The organism is Micrococcus flavus, assembly GCF_014204815.1.
Lineage (GTDB): Bacteria > Actinomycetota > Actinomycetes > Actinomycetales > Micrococcaceae > Micrococcus > Micrococcus flavus.
Window position 1 is genome coordinate 1,874,775 of record NZ_JACHMC010000001.1, and the last position, 19,053, is coordinate 1,893,827.

15 protein-coding genes are annotated in these 19,053 nt (G+C 73.6%); 4 read left to right on the forward strand and 11 right to left on the reverse strand.

The features are described 5' to 3' along the window. Window positions 1-82 precede the first annotated feature (82 nt). On the reverse strand, window positions 83-1,489 hold the full coding sequence (locus BJ976_RS08720) for a hypothetical protein (RefSeq protein ID WP_135030068.1): 1,407 nt from the start codon (window positions 1,487-1,489) through the stop codon (window positions 83-85). Between the two features lie 175 nt (window positions 1,490-1,664). Between BJ976_RS08720 and purU the strand changes: the two genes are divergently transcribed. Both purU and BJ976_RS08730 read left to right on the forward strand, forming a co-directional pair. Continuing rightward, window positions 1,665-2,540, forward strand: a complete 876-nt coding sequence (purU, locus tag BJ976_RS08725; RefSeq protein WP_135030066.1) for a formyltetrahydrofolate deformylase — start codon at window positions 1,665-1,667, stop codon at window positions 2,538-2,540. A 21-nt stretch (window positions 2,541-2,561) separates the two neighbouring features. After that, on the forward strand, window positions 2,562-3,083 hold the full coding sequence (locus BJ976_RS08730; RefSeq protein WP_135030064.1) for a gamma carbonic anhydrase family protein: 522 nt from the start codon (window positions 2,562-2,564) through the stop codon (window positions 3,081-3,083). A 74-nt stretch (window positions 3,084-3,157) separates the two neighbouring features. On the opposite strand, the gene BJ976_RS08735 is transcribed toward BJ976_RS08730, so the two are convergent. From BJ976_RS08735 to hrpB, 5 genes are all read right to left on the reverse strand, one after another. Next, window positions 3,158-4,432, reverse strand: coding sequence for an ABC transporter ATP-binding protein (locus BJ976_RS08735; RefSeq protein WP_135030062.1), 1,275 nt, complete (start codon window positions 4,430-4,432; stop codon window positions 3,158-3,160). 38 nt (window positions 4,433-4,470) lie between these two features. Continuing rightward, a complete protein-coding gene (locus BJ976_RS08740; protein ID WP_184231905.1) occupies window positions 4,471-5,283 on the reverse strand; it encodes a carbohydrate ABC transporter permease in 813 nt (270 codons plus the stop codon). 149 nt (window positions 5,284-5,432) lie between these two features. Further along, on the reverse strand, window positions 5,433-6,359 hold the full coding sequence (locus tag BJ976_RS08745) for a carbohydrate ABC transporter permease (protein ID WP_221419689.1): 927 nt from the start codon (window positions 6,357-6,359) through the stop codon (window positions 5,433-5,435). Between the two features lie 17 nt (window positions 6,360-6,376). Further along, window positions 6,377-7,681, reverse strand: a complete 1,305-nt coding sequence (locus BJ976_RS08750; RefSeq protein WP_135030058.1) for an extracellular solute-binding protein — start codon at window positions 7,679-7,681, stop codon at window positions 6,377-6,379. A gap of 77 nt (window positions 7,682-7,758) precedes the next feature. Next, on the reverse strand, window positions 7,759-10,422 hold the full coding sequence (gene hrpB, locus BJ976_RS08755) for an ATP-dependent helicase HrpB (protein ID WP_135030056.1): 2,664 nt from the start codon (window positions 10,420-10,422) through the stop codon (window positions 7,759-7,761). Between the two features lie 87 nt (window positions 10,423-10,509). On the opposite strand from hrpB, the gene BJ976_RS08760 reads away from it, so the two are divergent. Continuing rightward, the gene (locus BJ976_RS08760) at window positions 10,510-12,357 is read left to right on the forward strand and encodes a glutaminase (RefSeq protein ID WP_135030054.1); all 1,848 of its coding nucleotides are present in this window, start codon (window positions 10,510-10,512) and stop codon (window positions 12,355-12,357) included. A gap of 56 nt (window positions 12,358-12,413) precedes the next feature. Here BJ976_RS08760 and BJ976_RS08765 read toward each other — a convergent pair whose 3' ends face one another. Beyond that, window positions 12,414-13,997: a TIGR01777 family oxidoreductase gene (locus tag BJ976_RS08765; protein ID WP_135030052.1), complete on the reverse strand. Its 1,584-nt coding sequence runs from the start codon at window positions 13,995-13,997 to the stop codon at window positions 12,414-12,416. 95 nt (window positions 13,998-14,092) lie between these two features. Between BJ976_RS08765 and BJ976_RS08770 the strand changes: the two genes are divergently transcribed. Next, window positions 14,093-14,695: a methylated-DNA--[protein]-cysteine S-methyltransferase gene (locus BJ976_RS08770; RefSeq protein ID WP_229667216.1), complete on the forward strand. Its 603-nt coding sequence runs from the start codon at window positions 14,093-14,095 to the stop codon at window positions 14,693-14,695. Between the two features lie 177 nt (window positions 14,696-14,872). On the opposite strand, the gene BJ976_RS08775 is transcribed toward BJ976_RS08770, so the two are convergent. From BJ976_RS08775 to BJ976_RS08785, 4 genes are all read right to left on the reverse strand, one after another. Further along, on the reverse strand, window positions 14,873-15,388 hold the full coding sequence (locus BJ976_RS08775; RefSeq protein WP_135030050.1) for a hypothetical protein: 516 nt from the start codon (window positions 15,386-15,388) through the stop codon (window positions 14,873-14,875). Between the two features lie 141 nt (window positions 15,389-15,529). Then, window positions 15,530-15,661, reverse strand: coding sequence for a hypothetical protein (locus BJ976_RS12050; protein ID WP_260399201.1), 132 nt, complete (start codon window positions 15,659-15,661; stop codon window positions 15,530-15,532). A gap of 399 nt (window positions 15,662-16,060) precedes the next feature. After that, window positions 16,061-16,570, reverse strand: coding sequence for a pyridoxamine 5'-phosphate oxidase family protein (locus tag BJ976_RS08780; protein ID WP_135030048.1), 510 nt, complete (start codon window positions 16,568-16,570; stop codon window positions 16,061-16,063). 141 nt (window positions 16,571-16,711) lie between these two features. Continuing rightward, a complete protein-coding gene (locus BJ976_RS08785) occupies window positions 16,712-18,934 on the reverse strand; it encodes an NADP-dependent isocitrate dehydrogenase (RefSeq protein WP_135030046.1) in 2,223 nt (740 codons plus the stop codon). Window positions 18,935-19,053 lie beyond the last annotated feature (119 nt).

Below are 19,053 nucleotides of genomic sequence, written 5' to 3' on the forward strand. Positions count from 1 at the left end.
GCGTGATCCCCTCGCCGCACACGAGGAGGCCCCCGCAGCATCACGCTGCGGGGGCCTCCTCGCGGGTCAGGACCTCACGGGGTCACTTGCGGCCCCAGCGGCGACGCTGCGCGTCCGCCAGCTTGTCCTTGAGGGTCGAGGCCACGGTGCCGGCGGCCTTGCCCACGGTGCGGGCGGCGGAGCCGGCCACCGGGGCGGCCTTCTCGACGACGGTCCCCGCGGTGTCCACCACGGTCTCCTTGATGGCCTCGAACCGGGAGCGGGCCGGGCGGGCGGAGTCCACCTGGACGCCGTCGCCCCCGGCCACGCCCGGGACGGCGACGTGCTCCGTGGCCGGGGCCGCCGGGCGGAGGCGCCGCTCGGTGCGCTCGGTCCGGTCCTCGGCACCCGGGCGCTCGGCGGAGTCGGTGGAGTCGGTGGAGTCCGCGGCCTCGGCGACGTCGGCGCGTGCCTCGATCACGGCGTCCTCGCCGGTGAGCGGCGTGGTGCCGTAGACCTCGCCCTCGGCCAGGTCCTTCGTGGGGTCCTGGCCGGTGGTGGAGTCCTGGATGTAGGCCGGGGTCTCGTAGATCGGCTCCGGGGCCTCGTGGGCGTGCTCGGGCGCCTCGATCAGGGCGTCCTCGCCGGTGAGCGGCGTGGTGCCCGGGACGGACTGCGCCGGAGCGTCGGACGGGGCGTGGCCTGCGGACGGGGTCGCCGTCCCGGTCTCCGCCTCGGCGGCGCGACGCTGCTCCTCGGTGACCTCCACGCGGCCGGGCATGCCGGGCAGGCCCGCCACGGGACGGGACGGGGCCTCCTCCTCCGAGAGCTCCGGGGTCGCGTCCTCGGCCGCGTCCTCGGCCTTGTCCACCGCGACGCCCTCGCCGCCGGCCACGCCGGGCACCGCGGCGCGGTCGGCGTCGGTGGAGGCGCCGAGCGGCGCCGGCAGGTCGACGCCGGCGTCGGCCTCGTCCACGGTCACGCCGGTGCCACCGGCCACACCGGCGGCGGCCAGACCCAGCGGCGCCGCGTCGGCGGCGCCGCTGCGCGGGGCGGACTCCTCGGTCGAACGGCGGTCCACCTCAGCCGCGTCGAACGTGGACAGGGCCGAGGCCGGACGGGCCTCGGCGTCGGAGCGGACCACGTCGTCGGAGGCAGCGGCGGGGCGCGGCGCTGCCGTGGAGCCGGAGGTGGGCTTCTTCTCCGCGGTCTGCGCGTCGAACGTGGCCGCGCCGGCCACGGGGGTCTCCTCGCGGACCTCGGCCCGCTCAGCACGGCGGGCGTCGGCGTCGACGTCGGAGGCGGTCTCGTGACGGTCGTCCGTGGCGCCCAGGGCCCCGCCCTGGGTGGCGGCCGCGGTGGTGGCGGCCGGCTGCGCGGCGGGGTGCGGGGCGGCATCGACGACGGCCTCCTCGCGGCGGCGCGACGACCGCACGGCGGTCGCGATGATGAGGATCACGAGCACCACGATGATGATGCCGATGATCCAGTACAGCGTGCTCTGGGGCATGGTGCGCTCCTCTGGTGTGAATCGGACGCCGCCCCTGCCGGCCGAGCCGGGGATGTGCCGCGCCGCCGCCGGTCCGGCGGTCCTCCCCCGAGGATCCCACATCCGGGGGCCGTCAACCACGTCTTCGCGAGGTCGTACGCCGCCCGCGGGCCGCACTCGTCGATAGCATCGCCGGATGGAGACCGCCCCCGCGCCGCACCGCCTCGTCCTCACCCTCTCCTGCCCGGACCGACCCGGGATCGTGCACGCCGTGGCCGGCGCCCTGCTGGGCGAGGGTGCCAACATCACCGAGTCGCAGCAGTACCACTCCCCCGACACCGGGACCTTCTTCCTCCGGGTGGCCGTGGACTCCCCCGCGCCGCTGGAGCGGATCCGTGCCTCCCTGGCCCAGGCGAGCGACCGGTTCGACCTGCACCTGCAGGTGTGGGACGCCGACCGCCCCATGCGCACGCTGGTGATGTGCTCGAAGGACGGGCGCACCCTCAACGACCTGCTGTTCCAGCAGCGCACCGGCGGGCTCGCCGTCGAGATCCCGGCCGTGGTCTCCAACCACACGGACCTGGAGCCGCTCGCGGCGTTCCACGGTGTGCCGTTCGTCCACGTGCCCCTGTCCTCCGACCCCGCCGCGGGGCAGTCCAAGGAGGCCGCGGAGGCGCGCCTGCGCGAGCTGATCCGCGAGCACGACGTGGACCTCGTGGTCCTGGCCCGCTACATGCAGATCCTCTCGGACGGGCTGTGCCGGGACCTGGAGGGCATGGCCATCAACATCCACCACTCGTTCCTGCCGTCCTTCAAGGGGGCTCGGCCGTACCACCAGGCCCACGCACGCGGGGTGAAGCTGATCGGAGCCACCGCCCACTACGTCACGGCGGACCTGGACGAGGGCCCGATCATCGCGCAGTCCGTCCAGCCGGTCACGCACGCCCAGACCGTGGCGGAGTTCGTCCGCCGCGGCCGGGACGTGGAGGGCGCCACCCTGGTCCAGGCCGTGCGCTGGCACGCCGAGCACCGCGTGCTCCTGGACGGACACCGGACGGTCGTCTTCGCCTGACCCCCCGCCTAGCCTGAGGGCATGGCACACATCCTCACCGTGCGGGGCGCCACGCCCCGCGTCCACGAGTCCGTCTTCCTGGCCCCCACGGCCGCGATCACCGGCGACGTCGAGATCGCGGAGCGCTCCTCCGCGTTCTACGGGGTCTCCGTGCGCGGCGACTCCGCCCCCATCCGCGTGGGCGAGCGCACCAACCTGCAGGACAACGTGGTGCTGCACGCGGACGCGGACTTCCCGTGCACCCTCGGCGCCGGCGTCTCCGTGGGCCACTCCGCCGTGGTGCACGGGGCCACCGTGGGCGACGACTGCCTGATCGGCATGTCCGCCACCGTGATGAACGGGGCCCGGATCGGTGCCGGGTCCCTCGTGGCCGCGGGCGCGCTCGTGCTGGAGGGCACCGAGGTCCCCGAGGGCTCCCTCGTGGCCGGCGTGCCCGCGAAGGTCCGCCGGCCGCTCACGGACGAGGAGCGCGCGGGCCTGACGGTCAACGCCCGCACCTACCTCGAGCTCGCCGCCGCCCACCGGGCGGCGCAGCTGGACTGACCGCCGGCCGCCACGACGACGGGGCCCGCCCCCTCCGGTGAAGGAGGGGACGGGCCCCGTGCGCGTGGCGCGGGTCAGGCGCGGGACGCGGCGTCCTTGGCCTGCGCGGCCTCGATCTGACGGCGGCGGGCCTCCGCGGTGCGGCGGGTCAGCTCGGCACCGGCCTCCGCGTCGCGGGTGAGGTTCTCGCCGGTCTCCGGGTCGAAGAGGTGGATGCGCGTGGTGTCCACCCACAGGCGGGTCGGCACGCCCGGGCGGGCGGTGGACTCCGCGGAGAGGGTGGTCACGACGACGGGGCGCAGCTCGTCCGCGTCGAGGTCCTTCGCCAGAGCGGACAGCAGCTCCGCCACCTTCGGGTCCGGCTCGAACTCGATGTAGCCGTACTGCTCGTGGCCCAGCCACTCCAGGTGGGTCAGCGTGGCCTCGAACTCGGAGCCGTTCGGCCGCTTGTGGTCCTCCACCAGCTCGGCGTCCTGGAAGAACTCCGGGCGCAGGCCCATGAACACGATCTCCCGACCCTCGGCCTTGCGGGCCTTCTCCGCGGGCACGGGAATGTCGCCGATCGGGGAGGACAGCACGTACTGGCCGCCCTGCTGCCGCACGGACACGGGCAGGAAGTTCATCGACGGGGAGCCGATGAAGCCGGCCACGAACAGGTTGAGCGGCTGCTCGTAGAGCTCGCGCGGAGACGCGACCTGCTGCAGCACGCCCTTCTTGAGCACGGCCACGCGGTCGCCGAGGGTCATGGCCTCGGTCTGATCGTGGGTCACGTACACGGACGTGGTGGCCAGGCGGCGCTGCAGCTGCGAGATCTCGGCACGCATCTGCCCGCGGAGCTTGGCGTCCAGGTTGGACAGCGGCTCGTCGAAGAGGAACGCGTCCGCCTCACGGACGATCGCGCGACCCATGGCCACGCGCTGGCGCTGGCCGCCGGAGAGGTTGCCGGGCTTGCGCTCCAGGTGGTCCTGGAGCTCGAGCACGCGGGCGGCGTCGCGCACCTTGCGGTCGATGACCTCCTCCGTGAGGGAGGAGCCCTTGGACAGGCGCAGCGGGAACGCGATGTTCTCGTACACCGACAGGTGCGGGTAGAGGGCGTAGTTCTGGAACACCATGGCGAGGTTGCGGTCCTTGGGGGCCGCCTCGTTCACGCGGCGCCCGTCGATCAGCAGCTCACCGTCCGAGATGTCCTCGAGGCCCACGATCATGCGCAGCAGGGTGGACTTGCCGGAGCCGGAGGGCCCCACGAGGATGACGAACTCGCCGTCCTCGATGTCCAGGTTCACGTCCCGGATGGCGTGGTAGCCGTCGTCGTAGGTCTTGTCGATGTGGTTCAGGGTGATGGAGGCCATCGTTCAGGGATCCTTTCTCAGGTCTCGCGTGGCGGGCCTCAGCCCTTGACCGCGCCGTTGGTCAGGCCGGCCACGATCTGACGCTGGAAGAGCAGCACCAGGATCACGATCGGGATGGTCACGATGATCGCCGCCGCGGAGATCGCCCCGGTCGGGGACTCGAACTGCGAGGCGCCCGTGAAGAACGCCAGCGCGGCGGGCACCGTGCGGGCGTCCTCGGTGGAGGTCAGCGAGATGCCGAACACGAAGTCGTTCCAGGCGATGAAGAAGGCGATGATCGCCGTCGTGAACACGCCGGGGGCGGCCAGCGGCACGATCACCTTGCGGAACGCCTGGAGCGGGGTGGCGCCGTCCACCTGGGCGGCCTGGTCCAGCTCCCACGGGATCTGCTTGAAGAACGCGGCGAGCGTCCAGATGGAGATCGGCAGGGTGAGGGACAGGTAGGGGATGATCAGGCCGAGCCACGTGTCGTACAGGCCCAGCACGCGCCACATGTTGAACAGCGGCGTGACCAGGGAGATGACCGGGAACATCGAGACCATGAGGGACACGGTCAGCACGAGCTTCTTGCCCGGGAAGTCCAGGCGCGCGATCGCGTAGGCCGCGAGGGTCGCCAGGACCACCGCAATGAGGGTGGCGATCACGGTGATGCCGATCGAGTTCCGCAGCGCGGTGAGGAAGAGCTCGCGGGAGTCGCCCACGAAGATCTCCCGGTAGTTCTCGGTCGACCAGGTGGTCGGCAGCAGCGCGCCGTTGGCGAGGTCCGACGGCGCCTTGAACGACGTCGCGAAGATGGAGAACAGCGGGAACAGGCACCACACGCCGATCACGAGGGCCAGGATCCACCACAGGAGGGTGCCCTGGCCGCGCTTGCCGCGGCGGGCGGTCTCGGGGGCCACGTCGCGGCGGCCCACGGACCCGCCGGCCTCGGGGTGGCGGTCGTCGGTGCCGGGGCGCGTGGTCACCTGCTCCTGGGGGGCGGGGACGGGATTGCCGGTGCTCACTTGGAACCTCCTCGGTCGGCCAGGTCCACCTTGAAGACCTTCACGGCGATGAACGCCATCAGCGCCACGCACAGGAACAGGATCACGGAGATCGCGGAGCCCATGCCGATCTCCAGCCGGCCGATGGACGTGCGGTAGGCCAGCAGGGACAGGACCTCGGTGCCGTACGCGCCGTTGGTCATGATGTAGACGGCGTCGAAGATGCGGAACGCGTCCATCGCGCGGAACAGCACGGCCACCATGATCGAGGCCTTCATGTTCGGCAGGATGACCAGCCGCATGCGCTGCCACCAGGAGGCGCCGTCGACGGCGGCGGCCTCGGTGAGGTCGCCCGGCACCTGGGCCAGACCGGCCAGCAGGAGCAGGGAGATGAACGGCGTGGTCTTCCAGATCTCGGAGAGCATGATCACGGACAGCGCCGTGGAGCCCTGGGCGAACCAGTTCAGGTCCGCGGTGATGCCCGGGACCCAGCTGAACCAGCTGTTGATGAAGCCCGAGTCGATCGAGAACATGTAGTACCACGCGAACGCGGAGACCACGGTGATGATGCCGTACGGCACCAGGATCATGGTGCGGATCAGGCCGCGGGTGTGCTTGATGGCGTGGTGCATGGCCAGGGCCAGGATGAAGCCGAGGACCAGCTCGACCACCACGGTCACCACCGTGATCAGCACGGTGACCCACAGGTCCTTCCAGAACACCGGGTCGGACAGGATGACCCCGTAGTTGCCCAGGCCCACGAACTCCTTGTCGCCCGGCGCCGTGAGGCGGAACGAGAACAGGGAGTCGTAGAGGGCCTGGATGATCGGGTACAGGACCACGAACAGCATGACGAAGAACGCGGGGCCGGCCAGCAACCAGCCGAGGCGGGCCTCCGACTTCGCTCGCGCGGACGTCACGCGCCCCCTCCTCGGACGGGGCATGGACTCGACGGCGGTGCTCACAGCAGACGCTCCCCTCGCAGGACTTCCTCGATGAACTGATCGGTGGCGGCCGGCGTGGTGGCCGGGTCGACCGCCGACGGCGGCGTGAAGCTCAGCTGGATCGCCGTGGAGACCTCGTTGTAGTACGGGGTCTGGGGACGCGGGGCCGCCTGGTCGAGGGAGTCACGCACCAGCGGGGCCATGGGGTACTGCTCGAGCACCTCGGGGTCCTCGTAGGCCTTCGGATCCGCGGCCGGGTTGCCGTTGCCCTTGAAGTACAGGGCCTGGTTCTCGGCGCTCGTGATGCACGAGATCGCGTCGTAGGCCAGGTCCTGGTGCGCGGACTTTGCGCCCACGCCCAGGTTGATGCCGCCCAACGGCGGGGCGGCCTCCTGGCCCTCCATGGTCTGCGGGTACATCGCCCAGCCGATGTCCTCCGGCAGGTCCGCCGGCAGCGCGCCGGACTCGGCCGACTTCAGGGTGGCCGGCCACACGAAGGGCCAGTTGACCATGAAGGAGCCGGTGTCGCCCTGGAACAGGAGCATGGACTCGTTCTCAGCCTGGGTGGGCAGACCGGCGGAGCCGAGACCCTCCCTGCCGATGGTGGAGATGATCTCGGCGGCCTTGCGGCCGGCCTCGGAGTCGAGATTGGTCTGGACCTCGTCCGCCGGAGCGGCGGGATCGGCGATGATGCTCTCGCCGCCGCCCTCCACGAGGGCGTTCACCCACACGGTCATGGACTCGGCGCGGTTGCCCTGCACGCCGAGCTCGGTGTCCGTCTGGCGGGCGGCCTCGATGAGCTGGTCCCACGTCACGGGCTGGGACATGTCCAGGCCCGCCTCCTCCGCGACCGACTTGCGGTACCAGAGCAGCTGCGTGTTGGCCCAGAACGGGACGGACACCATCTCGTCCTTCCACATCGCGCCGGCGAGCGCGCCCTCGAGCGTGTTCGCCTTCGCGTGCTCCTGGACGTCCTGCGGCACGGGGGCGAGGAAGCCCGGCTCGGCCAGCTCGGGGATGAACGGCGGGTCCAGGGACATGATGTCCATGGACGTGTCACCGGCCGCCAGGCGCCGGGTCAGCTGCTCGCGCTGCGACGCCGCGTCGTTGGGGAGCATCGACGTCTGGATCGTGTACCGACCGCCCGCGGCGTCGGTGCAGATCTCTGCGATCTCCGCCTGCCCGCCGTCGTCGGGGTTCGTGTACCAGGTGAGGGTGGGGTTCTCCTCCGCCGGCGCGCAGCCGGCCATCAGGAGCGCCCCGACGGCCGCCACGGAGGCCAGGGAGGCCCCCCGCGCGGCCCGGGACCGGATCTGTCTCATCAGTGCTCGACCTCATTCTTCCTCGGTGGAGTGTGACGAGCATCCTATCCCCTGGGGGTGACGTGCGACACTGTGCGTCACCGCCGCAGACGGCTGTTCGTCAGAGCCGTGGGCCGGGCCGTCGCCGGGTCCTCCGGCCAGGGATGCTTGGGGTAGCGGCCCCGGTTCTCCGCCCGGACGTGGGCGTACGGGCCCGCCCAGAAGGAGGGGAGGTCCGCGGTCACCGCGAGCGGGCGGCCGGCCGGGGAGAGCAGGTGCAGCAGCACCGGCAGGCGGCCGTCCGCGACCGCGGGCGTGGCCTCGGCGCCGAGGAACTCCTGGAGCTTGGCGGCCAGGACGGGGGCGGCCTCCTGGTCCGTGGCGGGGTAGTCCACGCGCACCCGCCGGCCGCTGGGCACCTCGAGGCCCTCCGGCGCCAGCTCGTCCAGGCGCCCCGCCTCCGGCCAGGGCAGGAGCCCGCGCAGCAGGCCGGCGACGTCCACGGAGCCTGCGGACCGGCCCGCGGCGAGCTCGGCGCCCACCGCCGCGACGAACGGCTCGAGGTCCGCGAGTGCCCGGTCCGACAGGTCCGGCCACGGGTCCCCCAGGACGCGGTGCAGCAGGTGCACGCGTCGGCGCAGCCGCTCCCCCGGCCGCTCCGCGGTGCCGCCCTGGAGGGCGGCCAGGCCCCCCTCGGCCAGCCGTCCGACGACGGCCTCCCGCGCGGCCTGGACCGTCACCGCGCCGGGGCCCTCCGTCAGGACGATCCGGCCGAGCAGGCTCCGGCGCCGGCCCACGAGCCGATCCCCCGACCACGAGGCGACGGTCTCCTCGTGCAGCAGGGCCGCGGCGGCGGCCCGCGCGGTGGCCTCGTCCAGGGGCGCGGCGGCCCGGATCAGAGCCCCGGTGCCCGCGGCCTCTCCGGTGACCCGGCCGGCCTCCGCCACGGCGAGCCACTCCTGGCCGCGGAGCGCCTCGGCACCGCGGGGCAGGGCCGCGCGGGTGCCCGAGGCCAGCAGCCACGTCTCCGTCCCCGGCACCCGGCGCGCCACCCGGCCGGGCGCGGCGAGCGCCACCACGGTGCCCACGGGGTGGGCGCAGGCGCCCGACGGCGTCGTCCTGGACGTCCCGGACGCCGCCTCCGGGCGGCGGACCGTCCGCGCGAGCCGGTCCGCCTCGCGCCGCCATCGGCGGGACTCGGGGTGCCGGCCGGCGCGCAGGGCCGAGAGGAGGCCCTCGAGGTCCGCCCCGTCCGGGCGCAGGTCCAGGGCGAGCGCCGCCGTCGTCTCCGCGGCGGCGGCCTCGCCCACCCAGTCGGCTCCCGCGAGCAGGGCGTGGCCGAGGGCCGGGTCCACGGGCAGGGCGACGAGCATGCGGCCGTGCGCGGTGACGCGGCCGTCCCCGTCCACCGCGCCGAGGGCGGTGAGCCGGTCCATGGCGGCGGCCAGCGCGTCGGCCGGGGGGTCCTCGGGCAGCACCAGGCCCTCCCCGCCGGGGGCGCCCCAGGCGGCGAAGGCCAGGGCCACGGCGTCCAGGTCCGCCACCGCGAGCGCGGGCGTGGGGGCGGCCGGGGCGGCGCCGAGGGCCGCGGCGGAGTGGCAGCGGACCACCGTGCCCGGCCCCAGGCGGGCGGCGCGGCCGGCACGCTGGCCGGCGGAGGCGCGGGCGGCCTGCACGGTGGCCAGTCCGGTCATGCCGCGGGCCCGGTCCCGGCGGGGCTCACGGGCGAGCCCGGAGTCGATCACGAGGCGGACGCCGGGCACGGTGAGGGAGGACTCGGCCACGGCGGTGGCCACCACCACGCGCGCGGGCCCGCCGGGGGCACGGCCGGCCAGGGCGGCGTCCTGCTCCTCGGGCTCCTGGCGGCCGTGCAGCACCCGGACCTCGGTGTCCGGCGCGAGGGCGCGGATCCGACCGGCGACGTCCTCCGCTTCGGCCACCCCCGGCAGGAACACGAGCGCGTCCACGTCCGGGTCCGCAGCGAGGGCGCGGGCGTGCGCACCGACGGCCACGCGCGCCACGTGGTCCAGGAACGCCCGGTCCACGCGGCCCTCGGGGGTCAGTCGGGGCGCGCCGAACGGCGCGTGCTCCTCCGTCAGGGGGTGCTGCACGGCCGGGGTGCGCACCACCGGCACGGGCGGCTCCCCCATGCCGCGGGCCCAGCGCGCGGCGAGGGCCTCGGCGTCCAGCGTGGCGGACATGGCCAGCAGGCGCAGCTCGGGCCGCAGCTGGCGCAGGTCCGCCAGGAGCGCGAACAGCACGTCCGTGTCCAGGTCCCGCTCGTGGACCTCGTCCAGGACGACGGCGCCCACCCCCTCCAGCCCCGGGTCGCCCAGCAGGCGGCGCACCAGCAGGCCCGGGGTCACGAACTCCACGGCGGCCCGGCCGCCGCCGACGGCGTCCCCGCGCACGGCGTAGCCCACGGCCGCGTCCGCCTCCGCCCGGGGCAGGCCGGCCTCCCGCAGCGCCCCGTGCAGGCGCCGCCAGGCCGCGCGCACCGCCACGCGCCGCGGCTGGGTGACCAGCACCCGCCCCCCGGCGTCCGCGGGCAGGCCCAGGGCCACCGCGGGCGGGACCGCGGTGGTCTTGCCCGTCCCGGGCGGGGCGTGGACCACGGCCGCCCCGCGCGCGGACAGCGCGTCCTCGAGGGCGGGCATCACGCCGCGCACGGCGAGGTCCGCGGTCAGGCGGCCGGCCGCCGTCGTGAGGGCGCGGCGGGCGGCGGGGGTCAGCGGTCCGGAGGCGGGGTCGGAGGCGGTCATCGTCCCCCATTCTGGTCCGTGTCCGCCCCGGTCGGCGGCGGGCCCGGGCACGCTGTGCGGCGGATGCCCGCCGACTAGGCTGGCGCCATGGAGTCCCCCGTGCAGCACCGCCTCGACCGCCTCGTCGCCGCCCACCCCGCCGGCGGCGACGCGGGCGCCCTCGCGGTCGCCGTCACCACCGTCGGCGGGGACCACTACACGGCCGGGCCGATCGAGCCCGTCGTCCTGGCATCCCTGGCCGCCCCGGTGGTGCTCGCGCTGGCCGTGGAGGACCTCGGCCCCGAGCGCGTGGGCGAGGCCGTGGCCACGGTGCCGCGGGCGGACGAGCTGCACCGCCTCGAGCTCGAGCCGGGCACGGGTCGCCCGCTGCACGCGCTGCAGAACGCGGGCGTGGTCACCCTGGCCGGCATGCTCAAGGGCCGCGGCGGTCGGGACCGCGGGGCCCGCCTGCTGCAGCTGCTGGCGGCCCTGATCGGGAGGGAGACCGCGCCGACGGAGGCGGCCGTGCGCGCCGAGTCCCGCGCGCAGCACCACACGCGGGCCGCGGCGTGGCTGCTGCGTTCGGCGGGGACGCTGGACGCGGACCCCGAGGCGGTGCTCGAGGACGTGGCCCTGCTCCGTGCCGCCCCCGTGACCGTGGCGGACCTGGCCCTGCTGGCCGGCACCCTCGCCGCCCACGGCGTGCACCCCGTCACGGGTGAGCGCGTCCTCGGCGCAGAGACCGTCCGCGCGGTGCTGTCCACCCTGGACGCGTGCGGCATGGACACCCTGGACGGGGCATGGGCGTTCGACGTCGGCCAGCCCGGCTGGGTCTCCTCCCGCGGCGGCACCGTCCTGGTGGTGGTGCCCGGACACATGGGGATCGCCGTCCACTCGGCCCGCGAGGCCGAGGACGACGACGTCCTCCCCCGGGCGGCGCTGGAGACCCTGCGGACCCTGGTCCGGGACTTCGAGCTGCACCCCTCCCAGGCCGCCGGCTCCCCCCGGGCGGCCTTCCGCTCGCACTACCGCCTCGACCAGGCGCCGTCCGGGTCCATGCGCACCGCGCGGGTGCTCGAGGCCCTCGCCGCGCACGCCGACCGCGCCCACGTGATCGAGCTCGGCGGACACGTGGGGTTCAGCCAGGTGGACGCGCTGGCCCACGTGCTGCGCACCCTGCCGAAGGCCCTCGAGACCCTCGTGCTGGACATCCGCTCCGTCAGCTCCGTGTCCCGCGCCGCCCACGGGATCGTGGCCCAGTGGTTCGCCGGGGCGCTTGCGGACGGGCTGGACGTGCTCGTGGTGGACCGGGACACGGACACGATGGAGGCCCTGCTCGCCGCGGCCGAGGAGGACGGCGTGGACTTGCCGGACCCCCGCACCGACGACGGGGACGAGACCCGCCCGGCGAGCACCGGGGCCGCCTTCCGGTTCTTCGACTCCCGCTCCCGGGCGGCGCAGTGGGCCGAGCAGCGACTGCTGGCCCGGCACGCGCCCGAGCTGCTGCCGGAGACCGCCGAGGAGGCCGCCATGGCCCCGCTGCTCCAGCACCTCTCCGAGGAGGACGCCCGGACGCTGGAGTCCATGATGGACGACCGCGTGTACGAGGACGGGCAGATCATCCGCCGCGCGGGCCAGCCCTTCGGCGGGATCTACGTGATCACCTCCGGGCGCGTGGAGCTCACGGGCCAGGGCACCGGCGGCCGGCGGGTCCGCCGCACCGTCCTCACCCCCGGGATGACCTTCGGCGAGTCGGCCCTCGGCCAGCCGGGCCGGCAGCCCTCCACGGTGCGCGCGCGGGGCCGGGTGACCACGCGCGTGCTCACCGCCCAGGTCATGTACGCCCTGCAGGAGGCCTCCCCGCGGCTGGCGCTGGTGCTGTGGGAGGCCCTGGCCCGGGACGCGTACACCGCCCTGGGCCAGCTCATCCGGGAGACCGGCGCCCTGCAGGACTGAACCGCGCGGTCCTCCCAGCCTGCGCCGGCCTCCCGGCGGGCCGTCCGGGGGCGGGCTCAGCGCCCCAGGACGTGGCGCAGCGCGCCCTCCAGGGCCGGCGCCCGCATCTCGTAGCCGGTCGCGAGGATCTTCTCCGCCACGGCCTTCTGGTCGGCCTCCACCGTCTCCGCGGCCCCCTCGGCGCCCAGGAGCAGCCGGGGACCGAAGGAGGGCACGGGCAGGACCGCCGGACGGCGCAGCACGCTCCCGAGGGTGCGGGCGAACTCCTTGGCGGTGACCGGCTCGGGGGCGGTGCCGTTGTAGGCGCCCGAGACGGCGTCGTCCAGCACGGCGTGGGCCAGGATCCCCACGATGTCGTCCAGGCCGATCCAGCTGATCCACGGGCTGCCGTCGTGGCTCTGCCCACCGGCGGTGGCCATCGGCCCGCCGACACCGAGCAGGAACAGCGGGAGCATCCGCTGGAGCATGCCGCCGGCCGGGGAGAGCACGACGCCGATGCGCACACGCGCGACCCGGACGCCCAGCGCCTCGGCGGCCACCGCCTCGGCCTCCCAGTCCGAGACCACCTCCGCGAGGAAGTCGTCCCCGGCCGGGAGGTCCTCCACCAGACCCGACCCGTAGGGCCCCGTCCCGGCGTCCGCGCCGTACCAGCCGACGGCCGAGCCGTTCACCAGGTCCGGCCGCCCCGCCGGGTCGAGCGCCGCGATCGCCTGCACGAGCGTCCGGGTGCCCTGCACGCGGGAGGCGTGGACCGCCTCCTTGTGCTCGGGGGTGAACCGCCCCGCGATGGGCTCGCCCGCCAGGTTCACCACGACGTCGGCCGCGCGCAGGGCCTCGACGTCCACGGTGCCGCGCAGGGGGTCCCACAGGGCGGTGTCCTCCCCCGTGACGGCCTGCGGGTCCCGCACGAGGCGGATCACGCGGTGCCCGCCGGAGGTCAGCAGGGCGCACAGCTGGGTGCCGATCATGCCGCCGGCGCCCGTGACGGCCACGGTGCGGCGCGGACCGCCGGTGAGCGGTCCGGGGTGGGCGGCGTGGAAGTCGAGGTCCTCGGCCAGCACGCGCCCGCGGTAGGCGAACTGGCGGCGCAGCTCGGCCTCGAACAGCTCGTGCGCCTTCCCGGCGGCCGCGGCGCCCACGCCGGGCACCCGGCTGAGCAGGGACTGCGCGGGCAGCGCGTACTCCACGCGGTCCAGCACCACCGTGCCGGGGCGCCCGTCCGGGGCGTCCGCCTCGCCGGGGGCCGCGTCCTCGAACAGGTGGGTGTGGGTCCATGCGGCGAGGGGGCCGGAGACCATCTCGTCCCGGAACATCCGGCCGTCCTCGTACGCGGTGTGCCGAGCGGTCCACGGGACCTTGGGCGTGGCCGCCGCCGGAATCCGCCGCGCCAGCCCCGCCGGGAGCGTCCCCTTGAGGAAGCCGTCCGCGGTGTCCGCGAACAGGCCGGCACCGCCCGGGGCCGCGATGCGCAGCCGCGTCTCGGAGCCCACCGCCAGGCCGTCCGTGGGGCCGGAGACCAGCTCGGACGCGAAGGGCGGGTTCATGCGTTGCAGCGCGCCGGGGCCGGCCATCCACCCCCAGACGGTCTCGCGGGGGTGGGCCAGGAGGGTGCGGTGCTCGAACACACGGGTCTGCGTCATGGGCCCACTGTGGCACACGCCCCGGACGCGACATCAGGTCCCGCCGTGTCACGGGAGAATGAGGACGACCGACGACGCCGTCCCGTGAGGAAGCCATGACCCACCCCGCCGCGATGCTCCCCGAGCTGCGCTGGACCGCCGCCGCCCTGCCGGACACGGAGATGACCCTCGTGGCCGTCTACTCCCCCGAGGACGGCGCGGTCCGGGCCTCGGGCGTCGCCGTCCCCCGGGACGAGGAGCCCCCGGCGGCCGCCGTCGGCCGCCTGCTGCTCGAGCTCATGGACCGGCTCGAGGCGATCGCCCCGGAGACGGCGGAGCGGGAGATGGACCCGCGGCCCGTGGAGCCGCGGGACGGCGTGGACCAGCCGGTGGCGGACGCGCTCGCGGCGTACGCGGCCGGGGACGTGGCCGCGCTCGACGCCCTCCCCGTGGTGCAGCCCGGCACCGGCTTCCGTCAGGACGCGTGGGCAGCGCTGCGCTCGGTGCCCCCCGGCGCCCCCGTCACGTACGGCGAGCTGGCCGCACGGGCCGGGTCACCGCGGGCCGTGCGCGCGGCAGGCGGGGCGTGCGCCGCCAACCTGGCCGCCGTCGTCGTGCCGTGCCATCGCGTGGTGCCCGCCGCGGGCGGGACCGGGAGCTACCTCTACGGGCCCGCGGCGAAGGCGGCGCTCCTGGAGCACGAGGCGCGCCACGCCTGAGGGGTAGGACGGAAAGAACCTCCTGTTGTGCGCGGGACCTCGTCCTGAGGACACGGCCCTGCGCACAGCGGGAGGTCCACTGGTTGATCGGCCAGGCCGGCGAGCAGATCGGATTCCCACTCCGCACAGTCCCCCGACATCCGTCACGCCTCGACTTCGCGGAACCTCGAGGTCACGTCACTCCATGCTTGGGGCGGCACGGAGGACGTCAAGGTCAACGAGGTACCTGCAGACCTCTGCAGCATGCAGCGACCGGGCCCGGGTCACCTCTGCGGCGAGCAGAGCGAGCTCTCGGAATGGCTGGGCACGGTCGGTCGCCACGTTCACACCGTCTCCGCCGGGTCCAGCCCACAGGGAGAGGATGGATGTCATCTTCTCGTGGATGGCATTGAGGGCCCCCGGTACTCCGTGGGCCTGCCCGCCTCGCGTGTAGACATCCACTTCGTTCGAAACGAAGAGTCGCTGCGCACAAGCGTCCGGTGAAGACGGCACCTCAGGGGTGAGGGCCACCCTCCTCGCAGCCCCCTCTCCTGCCACAACCCGATTCCACACCGCAGCAGGGTCCTCAGCCAGATCGGCGATGAATCCCATGTCAATGCTCTTTCCCTGAGATACTTCAGAGATGCACTGCGCCACCTCAGGATGGCTCCCGTCGGTGGCCAGGATGACATTGCCGTACAGGGATCCCCTCACGGCCGCCAGTGATTCCTGCACTGCGGAGATGTCGAACAGGAATGACTGTGGAATGGCAGCACGCTTGTTCGACTGTACGGCCTCAAAAGTCAGCTGAGCCTCCCGCCCCAGGTACTCCGCGGCGTGCAGGTCGATGCCGCCTCAGGCAGAGCTGGCCTTGGCGAAGCGCACCAACATGTCCTGGAGCCAATCGAGGCGACGTTCCTCATGGATGGCCTCGGCCAACTGTCGTTGTCGGCGCACCTCCGGTGCCGTCATGATCTGTGTGGACACGTCCGCCACCGCCAGGGCGACGTGCAGCGGGCTGGCACCGCCTGGGGGAGTCTGCGGTCGGGGGCGGCATCCCCCTCCTCATCCCACGGCACCCATGGGACCCATTGCACCCCATTTCTCGTGTACATCTGCAACCACCGCGATCCATCCGGCTTGGTGGTTTTGAGAATCGTGGATCCGGAGTTATCAGCCATCTGCTCTCCCCTCATCGAATAGGTGAGGCCAGACGACGACGACGGACTCCCCTGAAGCAGACCCTTGAGGGAGACGCCACGGCAACCGCGTTGAGCACGCCGGTCTCTCCCTCCCCATGGACGGAGAGAACCTCTCGCGGTGCGCATGAGGTTCAGTGTCGGGCCGGCCAGGCGGTCCGACCGAGCCGAGTGCCGGACCGCTGCCTCAGCCGCGCGTGACCTCGCGGACGAAGCCGCCCTGCGCGTCCGCGGTGTAGACGATCCGCACATGCTGCTGGTCGGCGGGCGAGCCCTGCCAGAACTCGACGCGCTCGGGACGGACCGTCCACAGGCGGGCACCCTCGGGAAGCTCGGCGGTGCTGACGGCGCCGCGCACGCGCACGGCGCGCAGGGCGGGCTGCCACCAGAAGTTCAGCGCCGCGGACGGGTGTGCGGCCACCTGGGCGGCCTTGCCCGTGGCCCCGTGGCCGGCCACGGAGAACCCCTGCTCATCGGCGGCCTGCAGGATGACGGTGCGGGCGTCCGGGTGGTCGTGGGCGTCCACGGTGGCGAAGGTGACGGTGGTGGCCTCCGGCACGCCCCCCTCCACGGCCTCGCGGATCCAGCGGTGGAACTGCTCGATCGGCTCCGCGGCGAGGGAGTCGACGTCCAGGGCGGGGGCGGTGCCCGTCATGAACGGGACGGAGGACAGGTCGAACGGCTTATACGGGCTCATGGCCTCATGCTAGCGACGCCGGCCCGCGCCGTCCGGGGTCCGCTGCCCCGTCGCCTGCCCCGGACGCGCGGACGCCCCCGGCTCCCTGACGGGAACCGGGGGCGTCCGCCCCGCGCTCGATCGGGGCGCTGAGTGCTCAGCTCACTTCGCGAGCTTGGCGATGATCGCGTTGAGCGTCTCGGAGGGGCGCATCACGCTCGAGACCTTCTCCATCTCCGGCGAGTAGTAGCCGCCGATGTCGGCCGGCGCTCCCTGGACGCCGTTGAGCTCGTCCACGATCTTCTGCTCGTGGGCGGCGAGCTCCTCGGCGATCGGCTTCGCCGCGGCTGCCAGCTCGGCGTCCTCGGTCTGTTTCGCCAGCTCGCGGGCCCAGTACAGCGCCAGGTAGAAGTGGCTGCCGCGGTTGTCCAGCTCGCCGACCTTGCGCTGCGGGGACTTGCCCTCGATCAGCAGGGTGCCCGTGGCGGCGTCGAGGGTGTCCGCCAGGACCTGCGCGCGGTGGTTCTCGTTCGCGACCGCCTCGTGCTCGAAGGACACGGCCAGCGCGAGGAACTCGCCGAGGGAGTCCCAGCGCAGGTGGTTCTCCTCCACCAGCTGCTGCACGTGCTTCGGGGCGGAGCCGCCCGCACCGGTCTCGAACAGGCCGCCGCCGTTGAGCAGCGGGACGACCGAGAGCATCTTCGCGGAGGTGCCCAGCTCGAGGATCGGGAACAGGTCCGTGTTGTAGTCACGCAGCACGTTGCCGGTCACCGTGATGGTGTCCTCGCCGCGGCGCATGCGCTCCACGGTGAACTTCGTGGCCTCCACCGGGGACATGATCCGGATGTCCAGGTCCTCGGTGTCGTGCTCCTTGAGGTACTCCTCGACCTTCGTGATGAGCTCGCGGTCGTGGGCGCGGGTCTCGTCCAGCCAGAACACGGCCGGGGTCTGGGACGCGCGGGCGCGGGTCACGGCCAGCTTCACCCAGTCGCGCACCGGGACGTCCTTGGTCTGGCAGGCGCGCCAGATGTCGCCGGCCTCGACCTCGTGGGAGAGCAGGGTCTCCCCGGCGGAGTTCTTCACGGCCACCGTGCCCGCGGCGTCCATGATGAACGTCTTGTCGTGCGAGCCGTACTCCTCGGCCTTCTGCGCCATGAGGCCCACGTTCGGCACGGTGCCCATGGTGGTCGGGTCGTAGGCGCCGTTGGCCCTGCAGTCGTCGATCACGGCCTGGTAGACGCCGGCGTAGGAGGAGTCCGGGATGACGGCCAGGGTGTCCTGGGTCTGGTCGTCCTTGTTCCACATGCGGCCGGAGGTGCGGATCATGGCGGGCATGGAGGCGTCCACGATCACATCGGAGGGCACGTGGAGGTTGGTGATGCCCTTGGCGGAGTTCACCATGGCCACGTCCGGGCCGTTCTCGTAGGCGGCGGCGATGGCGGCGCGCACACCCTCGGCGGTCTCGGCGTCGAGCTGGTCCAGGCCGCCCTCGATCGCGGCCAGGCCGTTGTTCGGGTCCAGGCCGGCGGCGGCCAGCTGCTCCCCGTACTGCGCGAACAGGTCGGCGAAGTAGGCCTTCACCACGTGGCCGAAGATCACCGGGTCGGACACCTTCATCATGGTGGCCTTCAGGTGCGCGGAGAACAGGATGCCCTCCTCCTTGGCGCGCGCCACCTGCTCGGCGAGGAACGCGTCCAGGGCCTTGGCGGACATGAACGTGCCGTCCACGACCTCGCCCGCGAGGACCTTCAGGCCCTCCTTGAGGACCTTCGTCTGACCGTCCTTGCCCGTGAACTCGATGGAGAGCACGTCGTCGGCCGGCAGGGTCACCGACTTCTCGTTCGCGCGGAAGTCGTTCTCGCCCATGGTGGCGACGGCGGTCTTGGAGTCCTTGCTCCACTCGCCCATCGAGTGGGGGAACTTCTTGGCGTAGTTTTTCACGGCCTTGGGGGCGCGGCGGTCCGAGTTGCCCTCGCGCAGCACCGGGTTCACGGCGGAGCCCTTGACGGAGTCGTAGCGCGCCTTGGCGTCCTTCTCCTCGTCGGTCTTGGGCTCGTCCGGGTACTCGGGGAGCGCGTAGCCGTCGGCCTGCAGCTCCTTGATGGCGGCGCGCAGCTGCGGCACGGACGCGGAGATGTTCGGCAGCTTGATGACGTTCGCCTCGGGGGTCTTCACCATCGCGCCGAGCTCGGCGAGGGCGTCCTCGGTGCGCTGGTCTTCCGGGAGGACGTCCCGGAACGCGGCCAGGATGCGGCCGGCCAGGGAGATGTCCCGGGTCTCCAGCTCGACGCCGGCGGTGCCCGCGTACGCGCGGACGATCGGCAGCAGGGAGGCGGTGGCCAGCATGGGCGCCTCGTCGGTCAGCGTGTAGATGATCTTCGACATGCGGATGCTCTCTCCTTCGCTCAGGACGCGGTCCGCGCCCCTCGAGAGTCGTGGATGCAGTGTTTCTGCCGTCACTCTACCGGCGCGGCATGTCGCGCCACAGAGTGCGTCCTCCCGGC

Excerpts from the sequence above, each read along its gene's own strand:
- BJ976_RS08720 (WP_135030068.1), bottom strand. The coding sequence starts at position 1,489 with ATGCCCCAGAGCACGCTGTACTGGATCATCGGCATCATCATCGTGGTG.
- purU (WP_135030066.1), top strand. The coding sequence starts at position 1,665 with ATGGAGACCGCCCCCGCGCCGCACCGCCTCGTCCTCACCCTCTCCTGC.
- BJ976_RS08730 (WP_135030064.1), top strand. The coding sequence starts at position 2,562 with ATGGCACACATCCTCACCGTGCGGGGCGCCACGCCCCGCGTCCACGAG.
- BJ976_RS08735 (WP_135030062.1), bottom strand. The coding sequence starts at position 4,432 with ATGGCCTCCATCACCCTGAACCACATCGACAAGACCTACGACGACGGC.
- BJ976_RS08745 (WP_221419689.1), bottom strand. The coding sequence starts at position 6,359 with ATGCCCCGTCCGAGGAGGGGGCGCGTGACGTCCGCGCGAGCGAAGTCG.
- BJ976_RS08750 (WP_135030058.1), bottom strand. The coding sequence starts at position 7,681 with ATGAGACAGATCCGGTCCCGGGCCGCGCGGGGGGCCTCCCTGGCCTCC.
- hrpB (WP_135030056.1), bottom strand. The coding sequence starts at position 10,422 with ATGACCGCCTCCGACCCCGCCTCCGGACCGCTGACCCCCGCCGCCCGC.
- BJ976_RS08760 (WP_135030054.1), top strand. The coding sequence starts at position 10,510 with ATGGAGTCCCCCGTGCAGCACCGCCTCGACCGCCTCGTCGCCGCCCAC.
- BJ976_RS08765 (WP_135030052.1), bottom strand. The coding sequence starts at position 13,997 with ATGACGCAGACCCGTGTGTTCGAGCACCGCACCCTCCTGGCCCACCCC.
- BJ976_RS08770 (WP_229667216.1), top strand. The coding sequence starts at position 14,093 with ATGACCCACCCCGCCGCGATGCTCCCCGAGCTGCGCTGGACCGCCGCC.
- BJ976_RS08780 (WP_135030048.1), bottom strand. The coding sequence starts at position 16,570 with ATGAGCCCGTATAAGCCGTTCGACCTGTCCTCCGTCCCGTTCATGACG.
- BJ976_RS08785 (WP_135030046.1), bottom strand. The coding sequence starts at position 18,934 with ATGTCGAAGATCATCTACACGCTGACCGACGAGGCGCCCATGCTGGCC.